This window comes from Pseudomonas sp. KH_017 (assembly GCF_057840285.1).
On the sequence record NZ_CM174509.1, the window covers coordinates 6,277,690 to 6,295,959 of the forward strand.

At 60.5% G+C, this 18,270-nt stretch carries 14 protein-coding genes and 1 pseudogene; 11 read left to right on the forward strand and 4 right to left on the reverse strand.

Features of this window, described 5'->3' with window-relative positions; all coding sequences use genetic code 11:
- The first annotated feature begins 204 nt into the window (after nucleotides 1–204).
- The gene (locus tag AC3IT6_RS28720) at nucleotides 205–774 is read left to right on the forward strand and encodes a zinc metalloprotease (RefSeq protein WP_489353851.1); all 570 of its coding nucleotides are present in this window, start codon (nucleotides 205–207) and stop codon (nucleotides 772–774) included.
- A 64-nt stretch (nucleotides 775–838) separates the two neighbouring features.
- Here AC3IT6_RS28720 and AC3IT6_RS28725 read toward each other — a convergent pair whose 3' ends face one another.
- Entirely contained in the window at nucleotides 839–1,750 is a 912-nt protein-coding gene (locus AC3IT6_RS28725; RefSeq protein WP_095943430.1) for a LysR substrate-binding domain-containing protein, read from the reverse strand.
- Between the two features lie 180 nt (nucleotides 1,751–1,930).
- On the opposite strand from AC3IT6_RS28725, the gene AC3IT6_RS28730 reads away from it, so the two are divergent.
- From AC3IT6_RS28730 to AC3IT6_RS28755, 6 genes are all read left to right on the forward strand, one after another.
- A complete protein-coding gene (locus AC3IT6_RS28730; RefSeq protein WP_223443733.1) occupies nucleotides 1,931–3,355 on the forward strand; it encodes an aspartate ammonia-lyase in 1,425 nt (474 codons plus the stop codon).
- Nucleotides 3,356–3,890: 535 nt separating this feature from the next.
- Nucleotides 3,891–5,342, forward strand: a complete 1,452-nt coding sequence (locus AC3IT6_RS28735; RefSeq protein WP_489353852.1) for an alanine/glycine:cation symporter family protein — start codon at nucleotides 3,891–3,893, stop codon at nucleotides 5,340–5,342.
- Between the two features lie 173 nt (nucleotides 5,343–5,515).
- Nucleotides 5,516–6,520: an asparaginase gene (locus tag AC3IT6_RS28740; protein ID WP_489353853.1), complete on the forward strand. Its 1,005-nt coding sequence runs from the start codon at nucleotides 5,516–5,518 to the stop codon at nucleotides 6,518–6,520.
- A gap of 167 nt (nucleotides 6,521–6,687) precedes the next feature.
- Nucleotides 6,688–7,686: an AraC family transcriptional regulator gene (locus AC3IT6_RS28745; protein ID WP_489353854.1), complete on the forward strand. Its 999-nt coding sequence runs from the start codon at nucleotides 6,688–6,690 to the stop codon at nucleotides 7,684–7,686.
- A 262-nt stretch (nucleotides 7,687–7,948) separates the two neighbouring features.
- Complete coding sequence (locus AC3IT6_RS28750; protein WP_489353855.1) at nucleotides 7,949–8,977, forward strand: histone deacetylase family protein; 1,029 nt, start codon at nucleotides 7,949–7,951, stop codon at nucleotides 8,975–8,977.
- Nucleotides 8,978–8,992: 15 nt separating this feature from the next.
- The gene (locus AC3IT6_RS28755) at nucleotides 8,993–10,093 is read left to right on the forward strand and encodes a polyamine ABC transporter substrate-binding protein (RefSeq protein WP_489353856.1); all 1,101 of its coding nucleotides are present in this window, start codon (nucleotides 8,993–8,995) and stop codon (nucleotides 10,091–10,093) included.
- 125 nt (nucleotides 10,094–10,218) lie between these two features.
- Here AC3IT6_RS28755 and pdxR read toward each other — a convergent pair whose 3' ends face one another.
- Nucleotides 10,219–11,772 (reverse strand): MocR-like pyridoxine biosynthesis transcription factor PdxR, encoded by a 1,554-nt coding sequence (gene pdxR / locus AC3IT6_RS28760; protein ID WP_489353857.1) that lies wholly within the window; start codon nucleotides 11,770–11,772, stop codon nucleotides 10,219–10,221.
- A 92-nt stretch (nucleotides 11,773–11,864) separates the two neighbouring features.
- On the opposite strand from pdxR, the gene AC3IT6_RS28765 reads away from it, so the two are divergent.
- From AC3IT6_RS28765 to AC3IT6_RS28780, 4 genes and pseudogenes are all read left to right on the forward strand, one after another.
- Nucleotides 11,865–12,488 (forward strand): FMN-binding negative transcriptional regulator, encoded by a 624-nt coding sequence (locus AC3IT6_RS28765; protein ID WP_150724855.1) that lies wholly within the window; start codon nucleotides 11,865–11,867, stop codon nucleotides 12,486–12,488.
- Nucleotides 12,489–12,498: 10 nt separating this feature from the next.
- Nucleotides 12,499–12,945, forward strand: a complete 447-nt coding sequence (locus AC3IT6_RS28770; protein WP_489353858.1) for a GNAT family N-acetyltransferase — start codon at nucleotides 12,499–12,501, stop codon at nucleotides 12,943–12,945.
- A 16-nt stretch (nucleotides 12,946–12,961) separates the two neighbouring features.
- Entirely contained in the window at nucleotides 12,962–13,633 is a 672-nt protein-coding gene (locus tag AC3IT6_RS28775) for a GNAT family N-acetyltransferase (RefSeq protein ID WP_489353859.1), read from the forward strand.
- A 319-nt stretch (nucleotides 13,634–13,952) separates the two neighbouring features.
- Nucleotides 13,953–14,951, forward strand: a pseudogene (locus tag AC3IT6_RS28780) (autotransporter outer membrane beta-barrel domain-containing protein); the annotation flags it as partial.
- A 75-nt stretch (nucleotides 14,952–15,026) separates the two neighbouring features.
- On the opposite strand, the gene oadA reads toward AC3IT6_RS28780, so the two are convergent.
- Entirely contained in the window at nucleotides 15,027–16,835 is a 1,809-nt protein-coding gene (gene oadA / locus AC3IT6_RS28785; RefSeq protein WP_223443709.1) for a sodium-extruding oxaloacetate decarboxylase subunit alpha, read from the reverse strand.
- A gap of 11 nt (nucleotides 16,836–16,846) precedes the next feature.
- Nucleotides 16,847–18,262 carry an acetyl-CoA carboxylase biotin carboxylase subunit gene (locus AC3IT6_RS28790; RefSeq protein WP_046038868.1) on the reverse strand — a complete coding sequence of 472 codons (1,416 nt, stop codon included), beginning with the start codon at nucleotides 18,260–18,262 and terminating at the stop codon, nucleotides 16,847–16,849.
- Between the last annotated feature and the right edge of the window lie 8 nt (nucleotides 18,263–18,270).

The following is an 18,270-nucleotide window of genomic DNA, read 5'->3' on the forward strand; positions in this document are numbered from 1 at the left end:
CACTCAGTGAAAGCATAAATTTCAAAACAGGCTATCGACGTAGTCACGAAGATCGGAAGAACCACAACGAAGACAAACTCTACATAGACTTACTACGACCAAGTCGATTGAGCCTGATAATTTTTCGCACAACTCATAGTCACTGAACCGGCGGCCAAACCATCTTCGGAATATCAACTACAGAAAAATACTTGGAGTTTTTCAATGCCACGCCCATTAATGCTACTTGTTTTCATGCACAAAGACCTTTCTGACTACAAGACTGGCGAACTTTTTGAGAACCACTTCAACTGGCTATCAGATGAGTTCGAGGCACTATCCGGACGGCCATTTGCGATCATCTTCATAACGCCCTCAGATGCGCCGACGCTTAGTGACCACTCTTATAAAATTGATACGCCTGAACAAGCGCTTCATGACTGGTATCTAAAAGTCGAGGAACAAAAAATGACCTACACCTCCGGCAGCTACGACGATCACACTCGAAAGTTCCTTCTGCTGACACGCGACAACCTCAACAGTTCTACTGCCGGGATTGCCAGTCCCAAGGGGTATTGTGCAATTTCATCTATTCGCAGCAACCAGTCTCCAGCCCATGAAGTGGGTCACATGTTCGGTGCAACACATGAGGACTATGAGGTTTATTACAACGGCTGGTGGGACGAAACCATCATGGCGCCGGGTACAGGTTTTTCCGCGCTCAGGGGAGACGCCAAGCGCTTCAGCGACAAAAACAGGGAAAACATCCGTAATTATCTCGAAGAGTACGCTTGAAACGCTTTGAATCACGCGGCGGCAAAGAGTGAAAACAGAAATGGCTTTCACTCTTTACTCTCCTTCAGCTACTTGAGCCCGCTGCCCCACCCTCAAGCTTGCGCCACAACAACCGCACGTTCGCCTTGCGTACCAGCGCACAGCGGTACAGACGAATCTCCAGCGGCACATGCCATTGCGGCCCACCACAGACCACCAGCTCACCCCGCGCCAGCTCGGCGCGCACGCTCAGTTGCGGCACCCAGGCGATGCCCAGGCCTTCAAGGGCCATGCTTTTCAGGCTGTCGGCCATGGCGGTTTCGTAGATGGTGGTGAAGCGTAGCGCCCGTTGACGCAGCAGCATGTTCACCGAACGGCCGAGAAACGCACCGGCGCTGTACGCCAGTAGCGGCACGCTGCCTTCGCCTTCCAGATCGAACAGTGGTTTGCCGTCGGCGTCGGCGGCACACACCGGCAGCATCTCGGTGTGGCCAAGGTGCAGCGAGGGGAAGATTTCCGGGTCCATCTGCATGGCGGCGTCCGGGTCGTAGAACGCCAGCATCAGATCGCAGCCGCCTTCGCGCAAGGCATGCACGGCATCGCCGACGTTGGTCGCCACCAGCCGCGTGGCGATGTTCAGGCCTTCGTTGCGCAACTGCGCGATCCAGCGCGGAAAGAAACCGAGCGCCAGGGAGTGCGCGGCAGCGACCTGCATCACTTCGCCCTGCCCGCCTTCCAGGTGATGCAGATGGCGCAGCACTTCGCCCAACTGTTCGACCACGGTGCGTGCGGTGACCAGAAACAATTGCCCTGCCGCTGTCAGTTCCACCGGCGTGCGCGAACGGTTGACCAGGGTCAGCCCCAGCGCCGCCTCCAGGCTGCGGATTCGCCGGCTGAACGCCGGCTGAGTCACGAAACGCCGCTCGGCGGCCTGGGAGAAACTGCGGGTGGCGGCCAGGGCACTGAAGTCCTCCAGCCATTTGCTTTCCAGATTCATCACGTCCTCCCGGACACGCACCAATTTAGGTCACACGTTCGCCGTCAAGCCGGCGTCACACGGGCATTATGCCGAATATGCATAGCCTAGTGTTTAACAGCATTGGCCCAAAATTCTCCACAGGCCTAGCATTCGCAGCGTTCCGGCACAGACCGGGTCCATATTGAGATGATTTCTATCATGTCCTCCGCTGCATCATTCCGCACAGAAAATGACCTGCTTGGCGCCCTCGAAGTACCGGCTCAAGCGTATTACGGTATCCAGACCCTGCGAGCGGTGAATAACTTCCGCCTTTCGGGCGTTCCGATTTCGCACTACCCGAAACTGGTTGTCGGCCTGGCCATGGTTAAACAGGCCGCTGCTGACGCCAACCGTGAGCTGGGTCACCTGAGCGAAGCCAAGCACGCTGCCATCAGCGAAGCCTGCGCACGTTTGATCCGCGGCGACTTCCACGAAGAGTTCGTGGTGGACATGATTCAAGGCGGCGCTGGCACTTCGACCAACATGAATGCCAACGAAGTCATCGCCAACATCGCACTGGAGGCCATGGGTCACCAGAAAGGCGAGTACCAGTACCTGCACCCGAACGATGACGTGAACATGGCGCAGTCGACCAACGACGCCTACCCGACGGCGATCCGTCTGGGTCTGCTGCTGGGTCACGACGCCCTGCTCGCCAGCCTCGACAGCCTGATTCAGGCATTCGCGGCCAAGGGCCAGGAATTCAACCACGTCCTAAAGATGGGTCGTACCCAACTACAAGACGCCGTGCCGATGACCCTGGGTCAGGAATTCCGCGCTTTCGCCACCACCATGGGCGAAGACCTGGCCCGTCTGAAGACGCTGGCCCCGGAACTGCTGACCGAAGTGAACCTGGGCGGCACCGCGATCGGTACCGGCATCAACGCCGATCCGCGTTACCAGCTCCTGGCCGTTCAGCGCCTGGCAGTGATCAGCGGTCAACCGCTGGTACCGGCCGCCGACCTGATCGAAGCCACCTCCGACATGGGCGCCTTCGTGCTGTTCTCCGGCATGCTCAAGCGTACCGCGGTCAAGCTGTCGAAGATCTGCAACGACCTGCGCCTGCTGTCCAGCGGCCCACGCACCGGCATCAACGAGATCAACCTGCCGGCACGTCAGCCAGGCAGTTCGATCATGCCAGGCAAGGTCAACCCGGTTATTCCGGAAGCGGTCAACCAGGTGGCGTTCCAGATCATCGGTAACGACCTGGCCCTGACCATCGCGGCCGAAGGCGGCCAGCTGCAACTGAACGTGATGGAGCCACTGATCGCCTTCAAGATCTTCGACTCGATCCGCCTGCTGCAACGCGCCATGGACATGCTGCGCGAGCACTGCATCGTCGGCATCACCGCCAACGAAGCACGTTGCCGTGAACTGGTCGAGCACTCGATCGGCCTGGTCACCGCACTGAACCCGTACATCGGCTACAAAAATGCCACCCGCATCGCCGGCCTCGCCCTTGAAAGCGGCCGCGGCGTGCTGGAACTGGTGCGCGAAGAAGGTTTGCTCGACGAAGCCATGCTCGCCGACATCCTGCGCCCGGAAAACATGATTGCTCCGCGTCTGGTGCCTCTGAAGGCATAACCCGACGCGTTATCTGTAGCACCGCTCACCAGGTCGAGGGACTAGACACCTCTCACCTTTTGAGGGCTTGGGGATTTAGTCCCCAGGCCCTTTTTTTTAACCGTTTGCTCCTGAGAACCGTATGTCTGGGGACTGACCAATGTGGGTGCGGGCTTGCTCGCGAAGACGACGGCACATTCAACAATGCCGTGTCTGATACACCGCCTTCGCGAGCAAGCCCGCTCCCACAGAAAAGCAATCTCCACATAAGCCCGGCGCCGGTAACGTCGGGTGCTTCAAAGGCTTCGCTTCACCGAACGCACCACAATCGTGCAGACGGACGGCACTGTCATCGGTATAGTGCCGCCCCTCTTCGCATGAGCGGTCGTCGGTAGCGAGGCCACAACCCATGCGAAACCCGAACTAATAACAAACCCGCGATATGAAACCGGGACGAACTTCGAACCGCCCATTGTGCCGTGCGCCAACGGGTGTAACTCGATGTGTCTGCCCGGCCAGCATTGTTGCCTACACAAAAAACAGCGAGGAATAATCCATGCTCGAAGTCATTAACGACTTCCTCTCAGGGAAAGTACTGATCGTGCTCATTGTCGGGCTCGGTAGCTACTTCACGATCCGCTCGCGTTTCGTTCAATTGCGTCACTTCTTCCACATGTTCGCGGTGTTCCGCGACAGCCTCAAAAGCAGCGCCGGGCAACTCAGTTCGTTCCAGGCCCTGATGCTCAGCCTCGCCGGCCGCGTCGGTGCGGGCAACATCGCCGGTGTCGGCATTGCCGTGACCCTCGGTGGCCCCGGTGCCGTGTTCTGGATGTGGGTGACCGCGCTGGTCGGCATGTCCAGCAGCTTCTTCGAATGCTCCCTCGGCCAGCTCTACAAGCGCTGCGATTCCGAAGGCCAGTTCCGTGGCGGTCCGTCCTATTACATCCAGCATGGTTTGCAAAAACGCTGGTTGGGCATGCTGATGGCGTTCCTGTTGCTGGTGACTTTCGGGTTCGCCTTCAACGGCCTGCAAGCCCACGCCGTGACGCACTCGTTGAACAACGCGTTCGGCCTCGACACCACTTACACCGGCATCGGTCTGGCTGTGCTGCTGGGCCTGGTGTTCATCGGTGGGATCAAGCGCATCGCCAAGGTTGCCGACCTGTTGGTGCCGGTGAAAACCCTGGTGTACATCGGCGTGACCATCTACGTGATCGTGCTGCAGTTCGACCAGGTGCCGGGCATGCTGATGACCATCGTCAAGAGCGCCTTCGGTCTGGACCAGGCCTTCGGCGGCCTGATCGGCAGCGCCATTGTCATGGGCGTGAAGCGTGGCGTGTTCGCCAACGAAGCAGGCCTGGGCAGTGCGCCGAACGTGGCGGCTGTTGCGGCGGTCGAGCACCCGGTGGCACAAGGCGTGGTCCAGGCGTTCAGCGTGTTCCTCGATACCTTCGTGATCTGCACCTGCACCGCGCTGCTGATCCTGCTCTCCGGCTTCTACACCCCGGGCTTCGAAGGCGACGGCATTGCCCTGACCCAGAACTCGCTGGCCGCCGTGGTCGGTGACTGGGGCCGGATGTTCATCTCCGTGGCCCTGGCGTTGTTCGTGTTCACCTCGATCCTCTACAACTACTACCTGGGCGAGAACAACCTGCGCTTTTTGATCGGTGAAAACCGCAAGGCGCTGATGGGCTATCGCGCGCTGGTACTGGTGCTGATTTTCTGGGGCGCCATCGAAAACCTCGGCACCGTATTTGCCTTCGCCGACATCACCATGACCATGCTCGCGTTCGTCAACCTGATCGCGCTGTTCCTGCTGTTCAAGGTCGGCATGCGCATCCTGCGTGACTACGATGACCAGCGCGCCGCCGGGATCAAGACCCCGGTGTTCGACTCCGCCAAGTTCCCGGACCTGGACCTCGATCGCCAGGCGTGGCCGGCCAATCCGCCTGCCGCTGTCGGCAAGACTGAAGTTGAGCCGCAAGGTGTACCCGCAGCGCAACGCTGATCGGTAAAAAACGGGCGCATCCCTTGCGCCCGTCAGCTAGAGTGCGCAAATCCATTGTGGGAGCGGGCTTGCTCGCGAAGGCGTCAGCACATTCAACACAGGTGTTGACTGATCGTCCGCCTTCGCGAGCAAGCCCGCTCCCACAATGGCAGTCATCGCTTCGGAGAACCTCCATGAATTCCTCGACCTACCCTGCCGCCCAGCACGTCATGGTGCTCTACACCGGCGGCACCATCGGTATGCAGGCCAGCGCCCATGGCCTGGCCCCGGCGTCCGGCTTCGAAGCGCGAATGCGCGACTACCTGCACAGCCAGCCTGAGTTGGTGGTGCCGCAATGGCGCTTCCGTGAAATGTCGCCGCTGATCGACAGCGCCAACATGACCCCGACGTATTGGCAGCAGTTGCGTGAAGCCGTGGTCGATGCAGTGGATGCTCAGGGTTGCGACAGCGTGTTGATCCTGCATGGCACCGACACCCTGGCCTACAGCGCGGCCGCGATGAGTTTCCAGTTGCTCGGCCTGCATGCGCGCGTGTGCTTCACCGGCTCGATGCTGCCGGCCGGTGTGACTGACAGCGACGCCTGGGAAAACCTCGGCGGCGCACTGGTTGCACTGGGCCAGGGCCTGGCGCCGGGCGTGCATCTGTACTTCCATGGCGAACTGCTGGACCCGACCCGTTGCGCCAAGGTACGCAGTTTTGGCCGTCATCCGTTCAAGCGACTGGAGCGTCAAGGCGGCGGTGTGAAGGCGACTTCGGTTCCGTCGCAGCTGAATTACAACCAACCCAAACAATTGGCGAACGTCGCGGTGCTGCCGCTGTTTCCCGGCATCGGCGCCGAAGTGCTGGATGGTTTGCTCGACAGCGGCATTCAGGGCCTGGTGCTGGAGTGCTACGGCAGCGGCACCGGCCCGAGCGACAACCCTGGGTTTCTCGCCAGCCTCGCACGTGCGCGGGACAACGGCGTGGTCGTGGTAGCCGTCACGCAATGCCACGAAGGCGGCGTTGCACTGGACGTCTATGAAGCCGGCAGTCGGTTGCGCGGTGTGGGCGTGTTGTCCGGTGGCGGCATGACCCGTGAAGCGGCGTTCGGCAAGTTGCATGGGTTGTTGGGGGCCGGGCTTGATACGGACGAAGTCCGTCGGCTCGTCGAACTCGACCTGTGCGGCGAACTGAGCTGAATCAACACATAACCCTGTGGGAGCGGGCTTGCTCGCGAAGGCGGCGGGTCAGACGACATCAATGTTGACTGACGCGCCGCCTTCGCGAGCAAGCCCGCTCCCACATTAGGACTCTCGCCCGGCATACAACTTGCTGCGCTCCAGCCATCCCTAGGCTGGAAGTCCTCATGCTCCACTCCCACCTCACCACGCTCAACGCGGTCTCCCTGGTACTCGATGCCTTCAAGGCACAAGGCTTGTCCAGCGAAGCGCTGCTGGCCGGAAGCGGCATCAGTGCGGCGGATCTGAACCGTGCCGACACGCGCATCACCACCAATCAGGAAATGCAGGTCTGCGCCAACGCCGTCGCCCTCAAGCGTGACATCGGCCTGGAACTGGGCCGGCGGATGCACGTTTCCTGCTACGGCATGCTCGGTTACGCCCTGCTCACCAGTGCCACCTTCGGTGACGCTTTGCGTCTGGCGATGCGCTATCCGGCGCTGCTGGGAACACTTTTCGAACTGAACCTTGAAGACGATGGCGAGCGCATCTGGTTCGCCGCCGCCGATTACCGCGAGAGCCCCGCCATGGCGGTGTTCAACGCCGAGTTCTGCCTGGTGTCGCTGAAAGTCACCTGCGACGACCTGCTCGGCCATCCCCTGCCCTTGCTCGACGCACGCTTCGAACATGCCGCGCCCGATTACGAAGCGACCTACGCCGAACACTTCAACTGCCCAATGCACTTCGGTGCGCGGAACAACGCCTTCGCCTTCGACAAGCGCTGGCTCGACCAGCCACTACCGCTGGCCGATGTCATCACCCATCAAGCCATGGCCGAACGCTGCCGCAAACAGAACATCGAGTTCACCGGGCGCCAGGCCTGGCTGGGACGGATCCGCCAATTGCTCAGCGCGCAACTGAATGCCGCGCCCGGGCTGGAAGGGCTGGCCGAGCAAATGAACTGTTCGGCGCGGACCTTGCGCCGGCATCTCAAGGACATGGGTTGCAGCTACCAGGAACTGCTCGACGAACTGCGCTTCGAGCAGGCCAAGCAAATGCTGTGCGAGGATCAATTGCCGATCTATCAGATCGCCGAAGCGTTGGGCTTCAGCGAGACCGCAAGTTTTCGCCATGCGTTTGTGCGCTGGAGTGGTGTGGCGCCCAGCCAGTTCCGGCCACACGGATAACCCTGTGGGAGCGGGCTTGCCCGCGAAGAGGCCGGTACAACCGATACATCTCCATTGGCTGGAACACCGCTTTCGCGGGCAAGCCCGCTCCCACAGGTTTAGCTTTTCATGCACTCACCCGGAACGCAGCCGTGAGTAAGGGGCGAATTTCGGTCAAATGTTTTGGCCATATCGATCCCCTTTTGGCCTTTCCTGCCGTTCTCCGATTCGCCGTGCGCCGCAACACTGGGGGCAACCGAATCAGCCCTGCGGAGAACAACAAATGCTGACGATCTACTCTGACGATCACCACCTGCACCATGGCCGCTGCGAACTCATCGACGGCCAGCTCAAGCCGTGCTTCGAGATGCCATCGCGCGCCGATCATGTGCTGCAACGCGTGCAGAACCAGAATCTTGGCCCAGTCGAAGCGCCAAAGGATTTCGGCCTCGAGCCGATCGCACGTATTCACAGCCGTGACTACCTCGACTTCTTCAAAGGCGCCTGGGCACGCTGGACCGAATTCAACACCGACGGTGACCTGCTGCCCTACACCTGGCCAGCACGCACCCTGCGCCGCATCAAACCCACCAGCTTGCATGGTGAGCTCGGTTATTACAGTTTCGATGGCGGCGCCCCGATCACCGTCGGCACCTGGCAAGCGGCGTACAGCGCAGCACAAGTCGCGCTCACCGCCCAAGCGGAAATCCAGCGCGGCGCCCGTTCTGCTTTCGCCCTGTGCCGTCCACCGGGACACCACGCCGCCAGCGATTTGATGGGCGGTTATTGCTACCTCAACAACGCCGCCATCGCCGCCCAGGCGTTCCTCGATCAGGGCCATGAAAAGGTCGCGATCCTCGACGTCGACTACCACCACGGCAACGGCACCCAGTCGATTTTCTACGAGCGCAACGACGTGCTGTTCACCTCGATCCATGGCCACCCGGAAGCCGAGTTCCCGTTCTTCCTCGGCTATGAAGATGAACGCGGCGACGGCGCTGGCGAAGGGTTCAACTTCAACTATCCGTTGGCCGCCGGTTCGGGCTGGGACACCTGGAACGCAGCGCTGGAACAAGCCTGCAAAGAGATCGAAAGCTACGGCGCCGACATCATCGTGGTGTCCCTGGGCGTCGATACCTTCAAGGACGATCCGATCTCGCAATTCAAACTCGACAGCCCGGATTACCTGGCCATGGGCAAGCGCATCGCGGCGCTCGGCAAACCCACGCTGTTCGTCATGGAAGGCGGCTATGCCGTGGAAGAAATCGGCATCAATGCCGTGAACGTTCTCGAAGGTTTTGAAAGCGCTTGATGAGGAAGTAGAAGAATGAAAAGTCTTAAGCGTTTTATTGTTCCAGCCCTGTGCGCCACGCTACTCAGCGGCACTGCACACGCTGAAGAGCGAACCCTTCGCGTCTACAACTGGTTCGACTACATCACACCCAAGGCCCTGGAAGACTTCAAGGCCCAGAACACCCAGACCAAACTGGTCTACGACATCTTCGACACCAACGAAGCGCTGGAGGCCAAGCTGCTGACCGGCAACTCCGGCTACGACGTGGTGGTGCCATCCAACGTATTCCTCGCCAAGCAAATCGAAGCCGGCGTGTTCCAGCCGCTGGATCGTAGCAAGCTGCCGAACTGGAATCACCTCGATCCCAAGCTGATGAAGCTGATCGAGGCCAACGATCCGGGCAACAAGTTCGCCGTGCCGTACATGTACGGCACCATCCTGATCGGCTTCAACCCGGACAAGGTCAAGGCAGTCCTGGGCGCCGACGCGCCGGTAGACAGCTGGGACCTGATCTTCAAGGAAGAGAACATCAGCAAGCTCAAGCAGTGCGGCGTCGCCCTGCTCGACTCGCCCTCGGAGATCCTGCCGCTGGCCCTGCAACACCTCGGCCTGGACCCCAACAGTAAAAAGCCTGCGGACTACGCCAAGGCTGAAGCACTGCTGATGAAGATCCGTCCGTACATCACCTACTTCCACTCGTCCAAGTACATGGCCGACATTGCCAACGGTGACATCTGTGTCGCAGTCGGCTATTCCGGCAGCTTCTCGCAAGCCGCCAACCGCGCCAAGGAAGCCAAGAACGGTGTGGTCGTCGACATGCGCCTGCCGAAAGAAGGCGCGCCGATCTGGTTCGACATGCTGGCGATTCCGAAGGGGGCGAAAAACCCCGAAGACGCCTACACCTTCATCAACTACCTGCTGCAGCCGCAGGTGATTGCACCGGTCAGTGACTTCGTGGGTTATCCGAACCCGAACAAGGACGCCACGGAACTGGTCGACCCGGCGATCCGCAACAACCCCAACCTGTACCCGACCGACGCGGCGATGGGCACGCTCTACACCTTGCAACCGCTGCCGCGCGATGCCGAACGTGCGCGGACCCGGGCCTGGACCAAGATCAAGTCCGGTACCTGATACGCGCCTCGTTCCCGTCGTCAACAAGACCTGCGTTTACGCAGGTCTTTTTTGCCCACGAAATTTACTTACCGCCAACCGCACGCTGATGCACCCTCGCGATTGGACTGAACAGGCCGCCCGCTTCAGAGCACCTTCCACACCCTGCGCAACCGCTCCAATGCGGATTCGATCGCCTTTTCAGGTACGGCGGCAAAGCCCAGTACCAGTCCCGCACGTTGATCCATCGGAGTCACGGATTCCGGCAGCCAATAACTGCTCAAGCCGTTGACCTCGACATCGACACTGCTCGCCAACTCGATCAGTTCGCGTTCACGGGCCACGCTGTCGACCGGCACCGTCATGTGCAGTCCCGCAGCGACGGTGGGCAGTTTGCCGATGCCTGGAATATCCAGCGGCCAACCATTGAGCAAGGTATTGCGCCAACTCAGCGCCGCACGCCGCATACGCCGGATGTGACGCTGGAAATGCCCGGCCGCCATGAACTCGGCCATCACCGCCTGGGTGCTGACTTCGGAGTGCCGCACGTCCACCGCACGTCGCTGCGCAAAGGCCTGCACCAGCCCCGGCGGCAGCACCAGATAACCGAGGCGCAACGCTGGAAACGCGACCTTGCCGAACGTGCCGACATACAACACCCTTCCGTGACGATCGAGTGCCGCCAAAGGCGCCAGTGGCGCACCGCTGTAGCGGTACTCGCCATCGTAATCATCCTCGACGATCCAGCCTTGGGTGCGCTCGGCCCAGGCCAGCAACTCCAGGCGTCGCGCCAGGCTCATGACCACGCCGGTGGGATACTGGTGTGACGGCGTGACGTAGGTCAGCCGACAATCATCGAGTGCTGACAGTTCGCTGCAATTGATGCCCTCGCTGTCCACCGCCACCCCATGCAACCGCGCCCCCGCCACGGCGAAGGCATGACCTGCTGCCCGATACCCTGGATTTTCAATCGCCACCCCGTCACCGGGCTCCACCAGCAACTGTGCACAAAGGCTGATTCCCTGCTGCGCGCCACTGGTGATCAGAATTTGTTCAGCTGTGCACTGCATGCCCCGCGAACTGCGCAAATACGCGGCGATCATCCCGCGCAAGCGTGCGTCGCCTGCCGGGTCGCCGTAGCACAGCTGTTGAAAATCCGGTTTGCGCCAGAAAGCCGCATTCAGCTTGGCCCAGACCTCGAATGGAAACAGATCGAACGCCGGAACACCGACCCGAAATGCCCGGGGCGGACCGCTCGGCGGACTGGCCAAATGGTTGTTTTTGACCCGGGTCAACGGGTCGTTGTGGATAACTTTGCTGGATGGATCCACAGGTAAATCGAGCCAATTTGTGGATAAGGCTGTGGGTAACCCTGTTGAAAACCCTGTGGATACTTTTGTGGATAGTTTTTTCGCCGGCAAGGTTGCCTGGGGCAATTGCGCGACATAAGTCCCGTCGCCGACCCGCCCTTCGATAAACCCTTCGGCGTACAGCTGATCGTAGGCGCGCACCACACTGTTGCGGGAAATCGCCAGCGCTGCTGCCAGATCACGACTGGCCGGCAGACGTGTACCGCTGGCCAGTCGCCCGTCCAACACACGCGTGCGCAATGCCTGGTAGAGCTGACGACTCAGCCCCTGGCGACGATCAAGTTCGATACCTGCGGGGTTGAAGGTCAGGGACAGTGGTTCGCTAGTCATCGCAATGGACCTATGAAATTGGTCATTAATGGCTCTTACAACAGACCAATAGCCTGCCTAGGATGCAGGCATTCGCCAAGGAAAATATCTCCATGTACACGCCACGTGCTTTTGCCATCGACGAGTTGTCCCAACTGCATGAACTGATCCTCGCCACCCGTCTCGCCATATTGGTGACCCACGGTGAAAGCGGCCTGCAAGCCAGCCATGTACCGGTGCTGCTGCATTGCGAACAAGGCTCGAACGGCACGCTGTACGGACATCTGGCCAAAGCCAATCCACAGTGGAAAGACCTGCGCGACGGTGCCGAAGCCCTGCTGATTTTTGCCGGTGCCGACGCCTACGTCAGCCCTGGCTTCTACCCGAGCAAGGCCGAACACGGCAAAGTCGTGCCAACCTGGAACTACGTCGCCGTACACGCCTATGGCCGAGCCGAAACCTTCAGCGATGGCGGGCGGCTGCTCGACATCGTCAGCACCCTCACCGATCGTCATGAAGCTGGCCGCGCCCAACCGTGGTCAGTAGCCGATGCCCCCGCCGATTACATCGACGGCATGCTCAAGGCCATCGTCGGTTTCGCCATTCCCATCGACCGTCTGGAAGGCAAGCGCAAGCTCAGCCAGAACCGCAGCCCCGCCGACATCGCCGGTGTGCGCGAAGGCCTGGCCGCCAGCCCCGACGTCAACGACCAAACCCTCGCCCAATTGATGCGCTAAGGAAGTCACCATGAGTCAAATCGACATTCGCCAAGTCACCGCCGGTGATCACGCGGCCTGGTTGCCGCTGTGGCAGGCCTACCTGCGCTTCTATAAAACCGAACTGCCGCAAGCCGTCACCCAAAACACCTGGCAGCGCATGCTCGATACGAACGAGACAACCCACGCCGCCCTCGCCTGGGCCGACGGCAAAGCGGTGGGCATGGTGCATTTCATCTACCATCGTTCGAACTGGGCCATCGAAAACTCCTGCTACCTGCAAGACTTGCTGGTGGTCCCGCAAACCCGTGGCACCGGCGTTGGCCGCCAGTTGATCGAGTTCGTCTACGCCACGGCCAAGGCCGACGGTTGCAACAAGGTCCACTGGCTGACCCACGAAACCAACGCCACCGCGATCCAGCTCTACGAGCGCATCGCCGAACGCCCGGGTTTCATCCAGTTTCGCAAAGCCATCTAGGTTCAAGGAGAACAGCATGTCGATTTCACTCGCCGACTGGAAAGGCGCCCCGGCCCCCACGACTCAACTGATCGAAGGGCGTTACATACGCCTGGAAAAACTCGACCCTGCACGCCACGGCGACGGTCTGTACAAAGCCCTGCAAGGCCCGGGCGCCGACCCGAAGTTGTGGGACTACCTGCCTTACGGCCCCTTCCCGGAGCGCAGCGTCTTCAACGACTGGTTGAACAACCACGCGGCCAGCAGCGACCCGTATTTCTTCAGCGTGATCGACCGCGCCAGCGGCGAGGTCCAGGGCATTCTCAGCCTGATGTCCATCGTCCCGGCCCAGGGCCGCATCGAAATCGGCCACGTCACCTTCGGCGCCCCGATGCAGCGCTCGCCGAAAAGCACCGAGGCGGTTTACCTGCTGGCCAAGGAATCCTTTGCCCTGGGTTACCGCCGCCTGGAATGGAAATGCAACAACGCCAACGCCCGCTCCAAATACGCGGCCGAGCGCCTGGGGTTCAGTTTCGAGGGTGTGTTCCGCCAGCACATGGTGGTCAAAGGGCAAAATCGGGACACCGCGTGGTACTCGATTCTGGACTCGGAATGGCCGGCGATTGGCGCCGGGTTCGAGAAGTGGCTGAGTGATGAGAACCAGACGGCTTCGGGGCAGGTTAAAGGGTTGGTGGAGTGTCGCGCGTAAAGTGCTTCCAGGCATCGCGATAGCTGGCCATGTCCCGACTTCTTGTAAGAAAAGACGTCAGTTCGATGGGGCAAAAACTGTCTCCGTCGAACAGTCAGGCATTTACTACATGACAATCTGAGACTCCCCGCACCACCGCCGGAACCGCCTGACATCGGTACCGATAGCCTTCCTTTTAGAGTTTGGTCTTCTGACAAAGAGGCCAAACTCGATGCCTGTTCAACACAAATACCGACCCCAACAACTCGTCTTGGCGATTGCACTTGTCCTGGGTTGCGCTGACGTTGCATCAGCCCAGCAACCGGCGCCACCCAGCCCAGAGAACGCGTCTGACGCCATCGAGCAACTGGGCGCAGGCACTATCGCCAACCTGGCCAACGCGACGTTGAACAGTGACAGCTCCGTGAGCGCCGCGATGCTCTCGGCGATGCGCCAGTCAGACAGTGCCTCAGGCTTCAGCAGTCAAAGGAGAGCTTCGCGCCCGACAGCGGCCGACAATAGCGCTAGCCGAGTCTGGCTACAGGCATTGGGGTACGGCGGCACACTGGATCGCGACTACGATGCCTTGAAGTACTCGACCCAAGGTCTGGTTCTGGGAGCGGATTGGGCATTTGACGAAGAATGGCGCATCGGCATGACGGGGGGTAAATCACAGACTCGCCTGGACAGCCGTGACCTCGATGGCGATCTCGAAAGCTGGCATCTGGGGGCTTATGCCCTGCGCCAGAGCGGCGCCATGTCTTTGCGTCTTGGCGCCAGCTACAGCAATCACGACGGCAGCACTCAACGCCAGGTGACCTTCAATGGTTTCAGTGACCGCCCCAAAGGCAGGTACGACGCCAACACCCAACAGACGTTTGCCGAAGTCGGATACAACCTCGGCCGCGCCAACATCAACATCGAACCATTCGCAGGCCTTGGCTATCAACGTTATCAGCGCGATGGCTACACGGAAAAAGGAGGCGCTGCGGCGTTAAAGGTCGAGGGCCAGGAGCAGAACAATATCAACAGCACTTTTGGCCTGCGACTGGCGAAGATCAATACGCTGGATAACGGTATGCAACTGACGCCACGGTTCAGTGCCAGCTGGAAACATACCTACGGGGAGATCGCCACAGAAACCCGCCAACGGCTGATCACCGGTGGCCGTAAAGACACCGTTTCCGGTGCGCCGCTGGATCGTGACAGTCTGATGGTGGATGCGGGTCTGGAGCTGGGGCTTTCGGCGCAGCACACGCTGGGCGTCGGCATAAATGGCGAGATGGGCACCGACAGCCGAAACCATGGCGCGACAGCGCGGTGGAGGATGACCTTCTAACCATCAAACGCTGGGCGAAAAAAAGGGGAGCACATGCCCCCCCGAGGTATAAAGCGTTGTATCGCGGCCGTTAACTCAGCCTTCGATCTCGATCAGGATCTCGCCCGGGTTCACCCGGTCGCCCTTGGCCACGTGAATGGCGGTGACTTTACCGGCGATGGCCGCCTGGACTTCGGTTTCCATCTTCATCGCTTCGGTGATCAACACAGCCTGGCCGGCCTTGACGGTGTCGCCCTCCTTGACCAGCACGTCGACGATGTTGCCCGGCATGGTGGTGCTGACGTGACCCGGTGCAGTGGCTTGCTTGCGCTTGCTGCTGCCGCCGCCGACGAATTCGTTGAGTGGCTCGAACACCACTTCTTCCGGCATGCCGTCGATGGACAGGTAGAAGTGACGCTTGCCTTCGGCCTTGACGCCGACGCCGGTGATGTCGACGCGGTAGGTTTCGCCGTGAACGTCGATGACGAACTCGGTTGGCACGCCTTCCCCACCAACAGAAGCGACGCCGCCGGCTTCAGGAATCGGTAGCAACACTTCAGGTGTCAGAGTCCCGGCAGCACGCTCTTCGAGGAACTTGCGACCGATGTCCGGGAACATGGCGAAGGTCAGCACGTCTTCTTCAGACTTGGCCAGTGCGCCGATGTCGGCACGCAGCTTGGCCATTTCCGGCTTGAGCAGATCGGCCGGGCGGACGTCGATCACTTCTTCGCTGCCGATGGCCTGACGGCGCAGTTGTTCGTTCACGGTGCCCGGCGCCTTGCCGTAGCCGCCTTGCAGGTACAGCTTCACTTCGTTGGTGATGGTCTTGTAGCGCTCGCCGGCCAGCACGTTGAAGAACGCCTGGGTGCCGACGATCTGCGAAGTCGGGGTCACCAGCGGCGGGAAGCCGAGGTCTTCACGAACCCGCGGGATTTCGGCCAGCACTTCGCTCATGCGATTGAGTGCGCCCTGCTCTTTCAACTGGTTGGCCAGGTTGGAGATCATCCCGCCCGGTACCTGGTTGACTTGAACACGGGTGTCGACGGCGGTGAATTCACTTTCGAACTGGTGGTACTTCTTGCGCACGGCGTAGAAGTACAGGCCGATCTCCTGCAGCAGCTCCAGGTTCAGGCCGGTGTCGAACTCGCTGCCTTTAAGGGCGGCGACCATCGACTCGGTACCCGGGTGGCTGGTGCCCCAGGCGAAACTGGAGATCGCGGTGTCGATGTGGTCGGCACCGTTTTCGATGGCCTTCATTTGGCACATCGCGGCCAGACCAGCCGTGTCGTGGGAGTGAATGAACACTGGCAGCGATTGCTCGGCTTTCAGCGCCTTGACCAGTTCGCCGGTGGCGTACGGGGTCAGCAGGCCGGCCATGTCCTTGATCGCCACCGAGTCGCAACCCATGGCTTCCATTTGCTTGGCCTGGTTCACGAAGGCCTCGATGGTGTGCACCGGGCTGGTGGTGTAGGCGATGGTGCCCTGGGCGTGTTTGCCGGAGGCTTTCACCGCTTCGATGGCCACGCGCAGGTTACGCACGTCGTTCATGGCGTCGAAGATGCGGAACACGTCGATGCCGTTGACCGCTGCCTTGGCGACGAAGGCTTTGACCACGTCATCGCTGTAGTGGCGGTAGCCCAGCAGGTTCTGGCCGCGCAACAGCATTTGCAGGCGGGTGTTAGGCAGCGCGGCGCGCAACTGGCGCAGACGCTCCCACGGATCTTCTTTCAGGAAACGTACGCAGGCGTCGAACGTCGCGCCACCCCAACACTCCAGCGACCAGTAGCCGACTTTGTCGAGCTTGTCGCAGATCGGCAACATGTCTTCGGTGCGCATGCGGGTCGCGAGCAGCGATTGGTGAGCGTCGCGCAGGATGGTGTCGGTTACATGAATCTTCTTGCTCATTGTTCTATTCCTCACAGGCCTGCGTGGGCGGCGATGGCGGCGGCGATGGCCAGGGCCAGCTCTTCGGGTTTGCGCTTGATCGAGTAGTTGGTCAGTTCAGGGTGGCTTTCAACGAAGCTGGTGTTGAACTGGCCGCTACGGAATTCCGGGTTACGCAGGATTTCCTGGTAGTACGCAGCGGTGGTCTTGACCCCTTGCAGGCGCATATCGTCGAGTGCGCGCAGGCCACGGTCCATTGCCTCTTCCCAGGTCAGCGCCCACACCACCAGTTTCAGGCACATGGAGTCGTAGTACGGCGGGATGGTGTAGCCGGTGTAGATCGCCGTGTCGGTCCGCACGCCAGGGCCGCCGGGAGCGTAGTAACGGGTGATCTTGCCGAAGCTCGGCAGGAAGTTGTTCTTCGGGTCTTCGGCGTTGATCCGGAATTGCAGGGCGAAACCGCGGTGCTGGATGTCTTCCTGTTTCACCGAAAGCGGCAGGCCGGAGGCGATGCGAATCTGCTCACGGACAATGTCGATACCGGTGATTTCTTCGGTGATGGTGTGTTCCACCTGCACCCGGGTGTTCATCTCCATGAAGTACACCTCGCCCTCGGCGAGCAGGAACTCCACGGTGCCGGCGTTCTCGTATCCCACGGCCTTGGCTGCGCGCACCGACAGGTCGCCGATGTAGGCGCGCTGTTCCGGGGTCAGTTGCGGGCTCGGGGCGATCTCGATCAGCTTCTGGTTGCGACGCTGGATCGAACAGTCACGCTCGAACAGGTGCACCACGTTGCCGAAGCTGTCGCCAAGAATCTGCGCTTCGATGTGCTTGGGATTGACGATGCATTTTTCCAGGAACACTTCCGCCGAACCAAATGCCTTGGTGGCTTCGGAAATGACCCGTGGGAAGGCCTGTTCGAGTTCTTCGCGGCTGTTGCAGCGACGAATGCCGCGGCCGCCACCACCGGACGTGGCCTTGAGCATCACCGGGTAACCGATGCGATCGCCTTCGGTCAGGGCTTCTTCGATGCCCGACACGTTGCCTTCGGTGCCCGGGGTCACCGGTACGCCGGCCTTGATCATGCTGCGGCGAGCTTCGGTCTTGTCGCCCATACGGCGAATGACTTCAGCCGAAGGGCCGATGAACTTGATCCCGCGTTCGGCGCAGATCTCCGCCAGCTCGGCGTTTTCCGAAAGGAAGCCATAGCCGGGGTGCAGTGCATCGCAACCGGTTTCCACAGCCAGGTTCACCAGCTTGCGCGGGTTCAGGTAACCGGCCAGCGGCTCGGCACCAATACTGTGGGCCTCGTCCGCACGCTTCACATGCAAGGCATGACGGTCGGCATCGGAGTAGATCGCGACCGAGCGAATGCCCATTTCGGCGCAGGCACGTACGATTCGTACGGCAATCTCACCACGGTTGGCGATCAGGATCTTTGTTATCACTTGGAGTT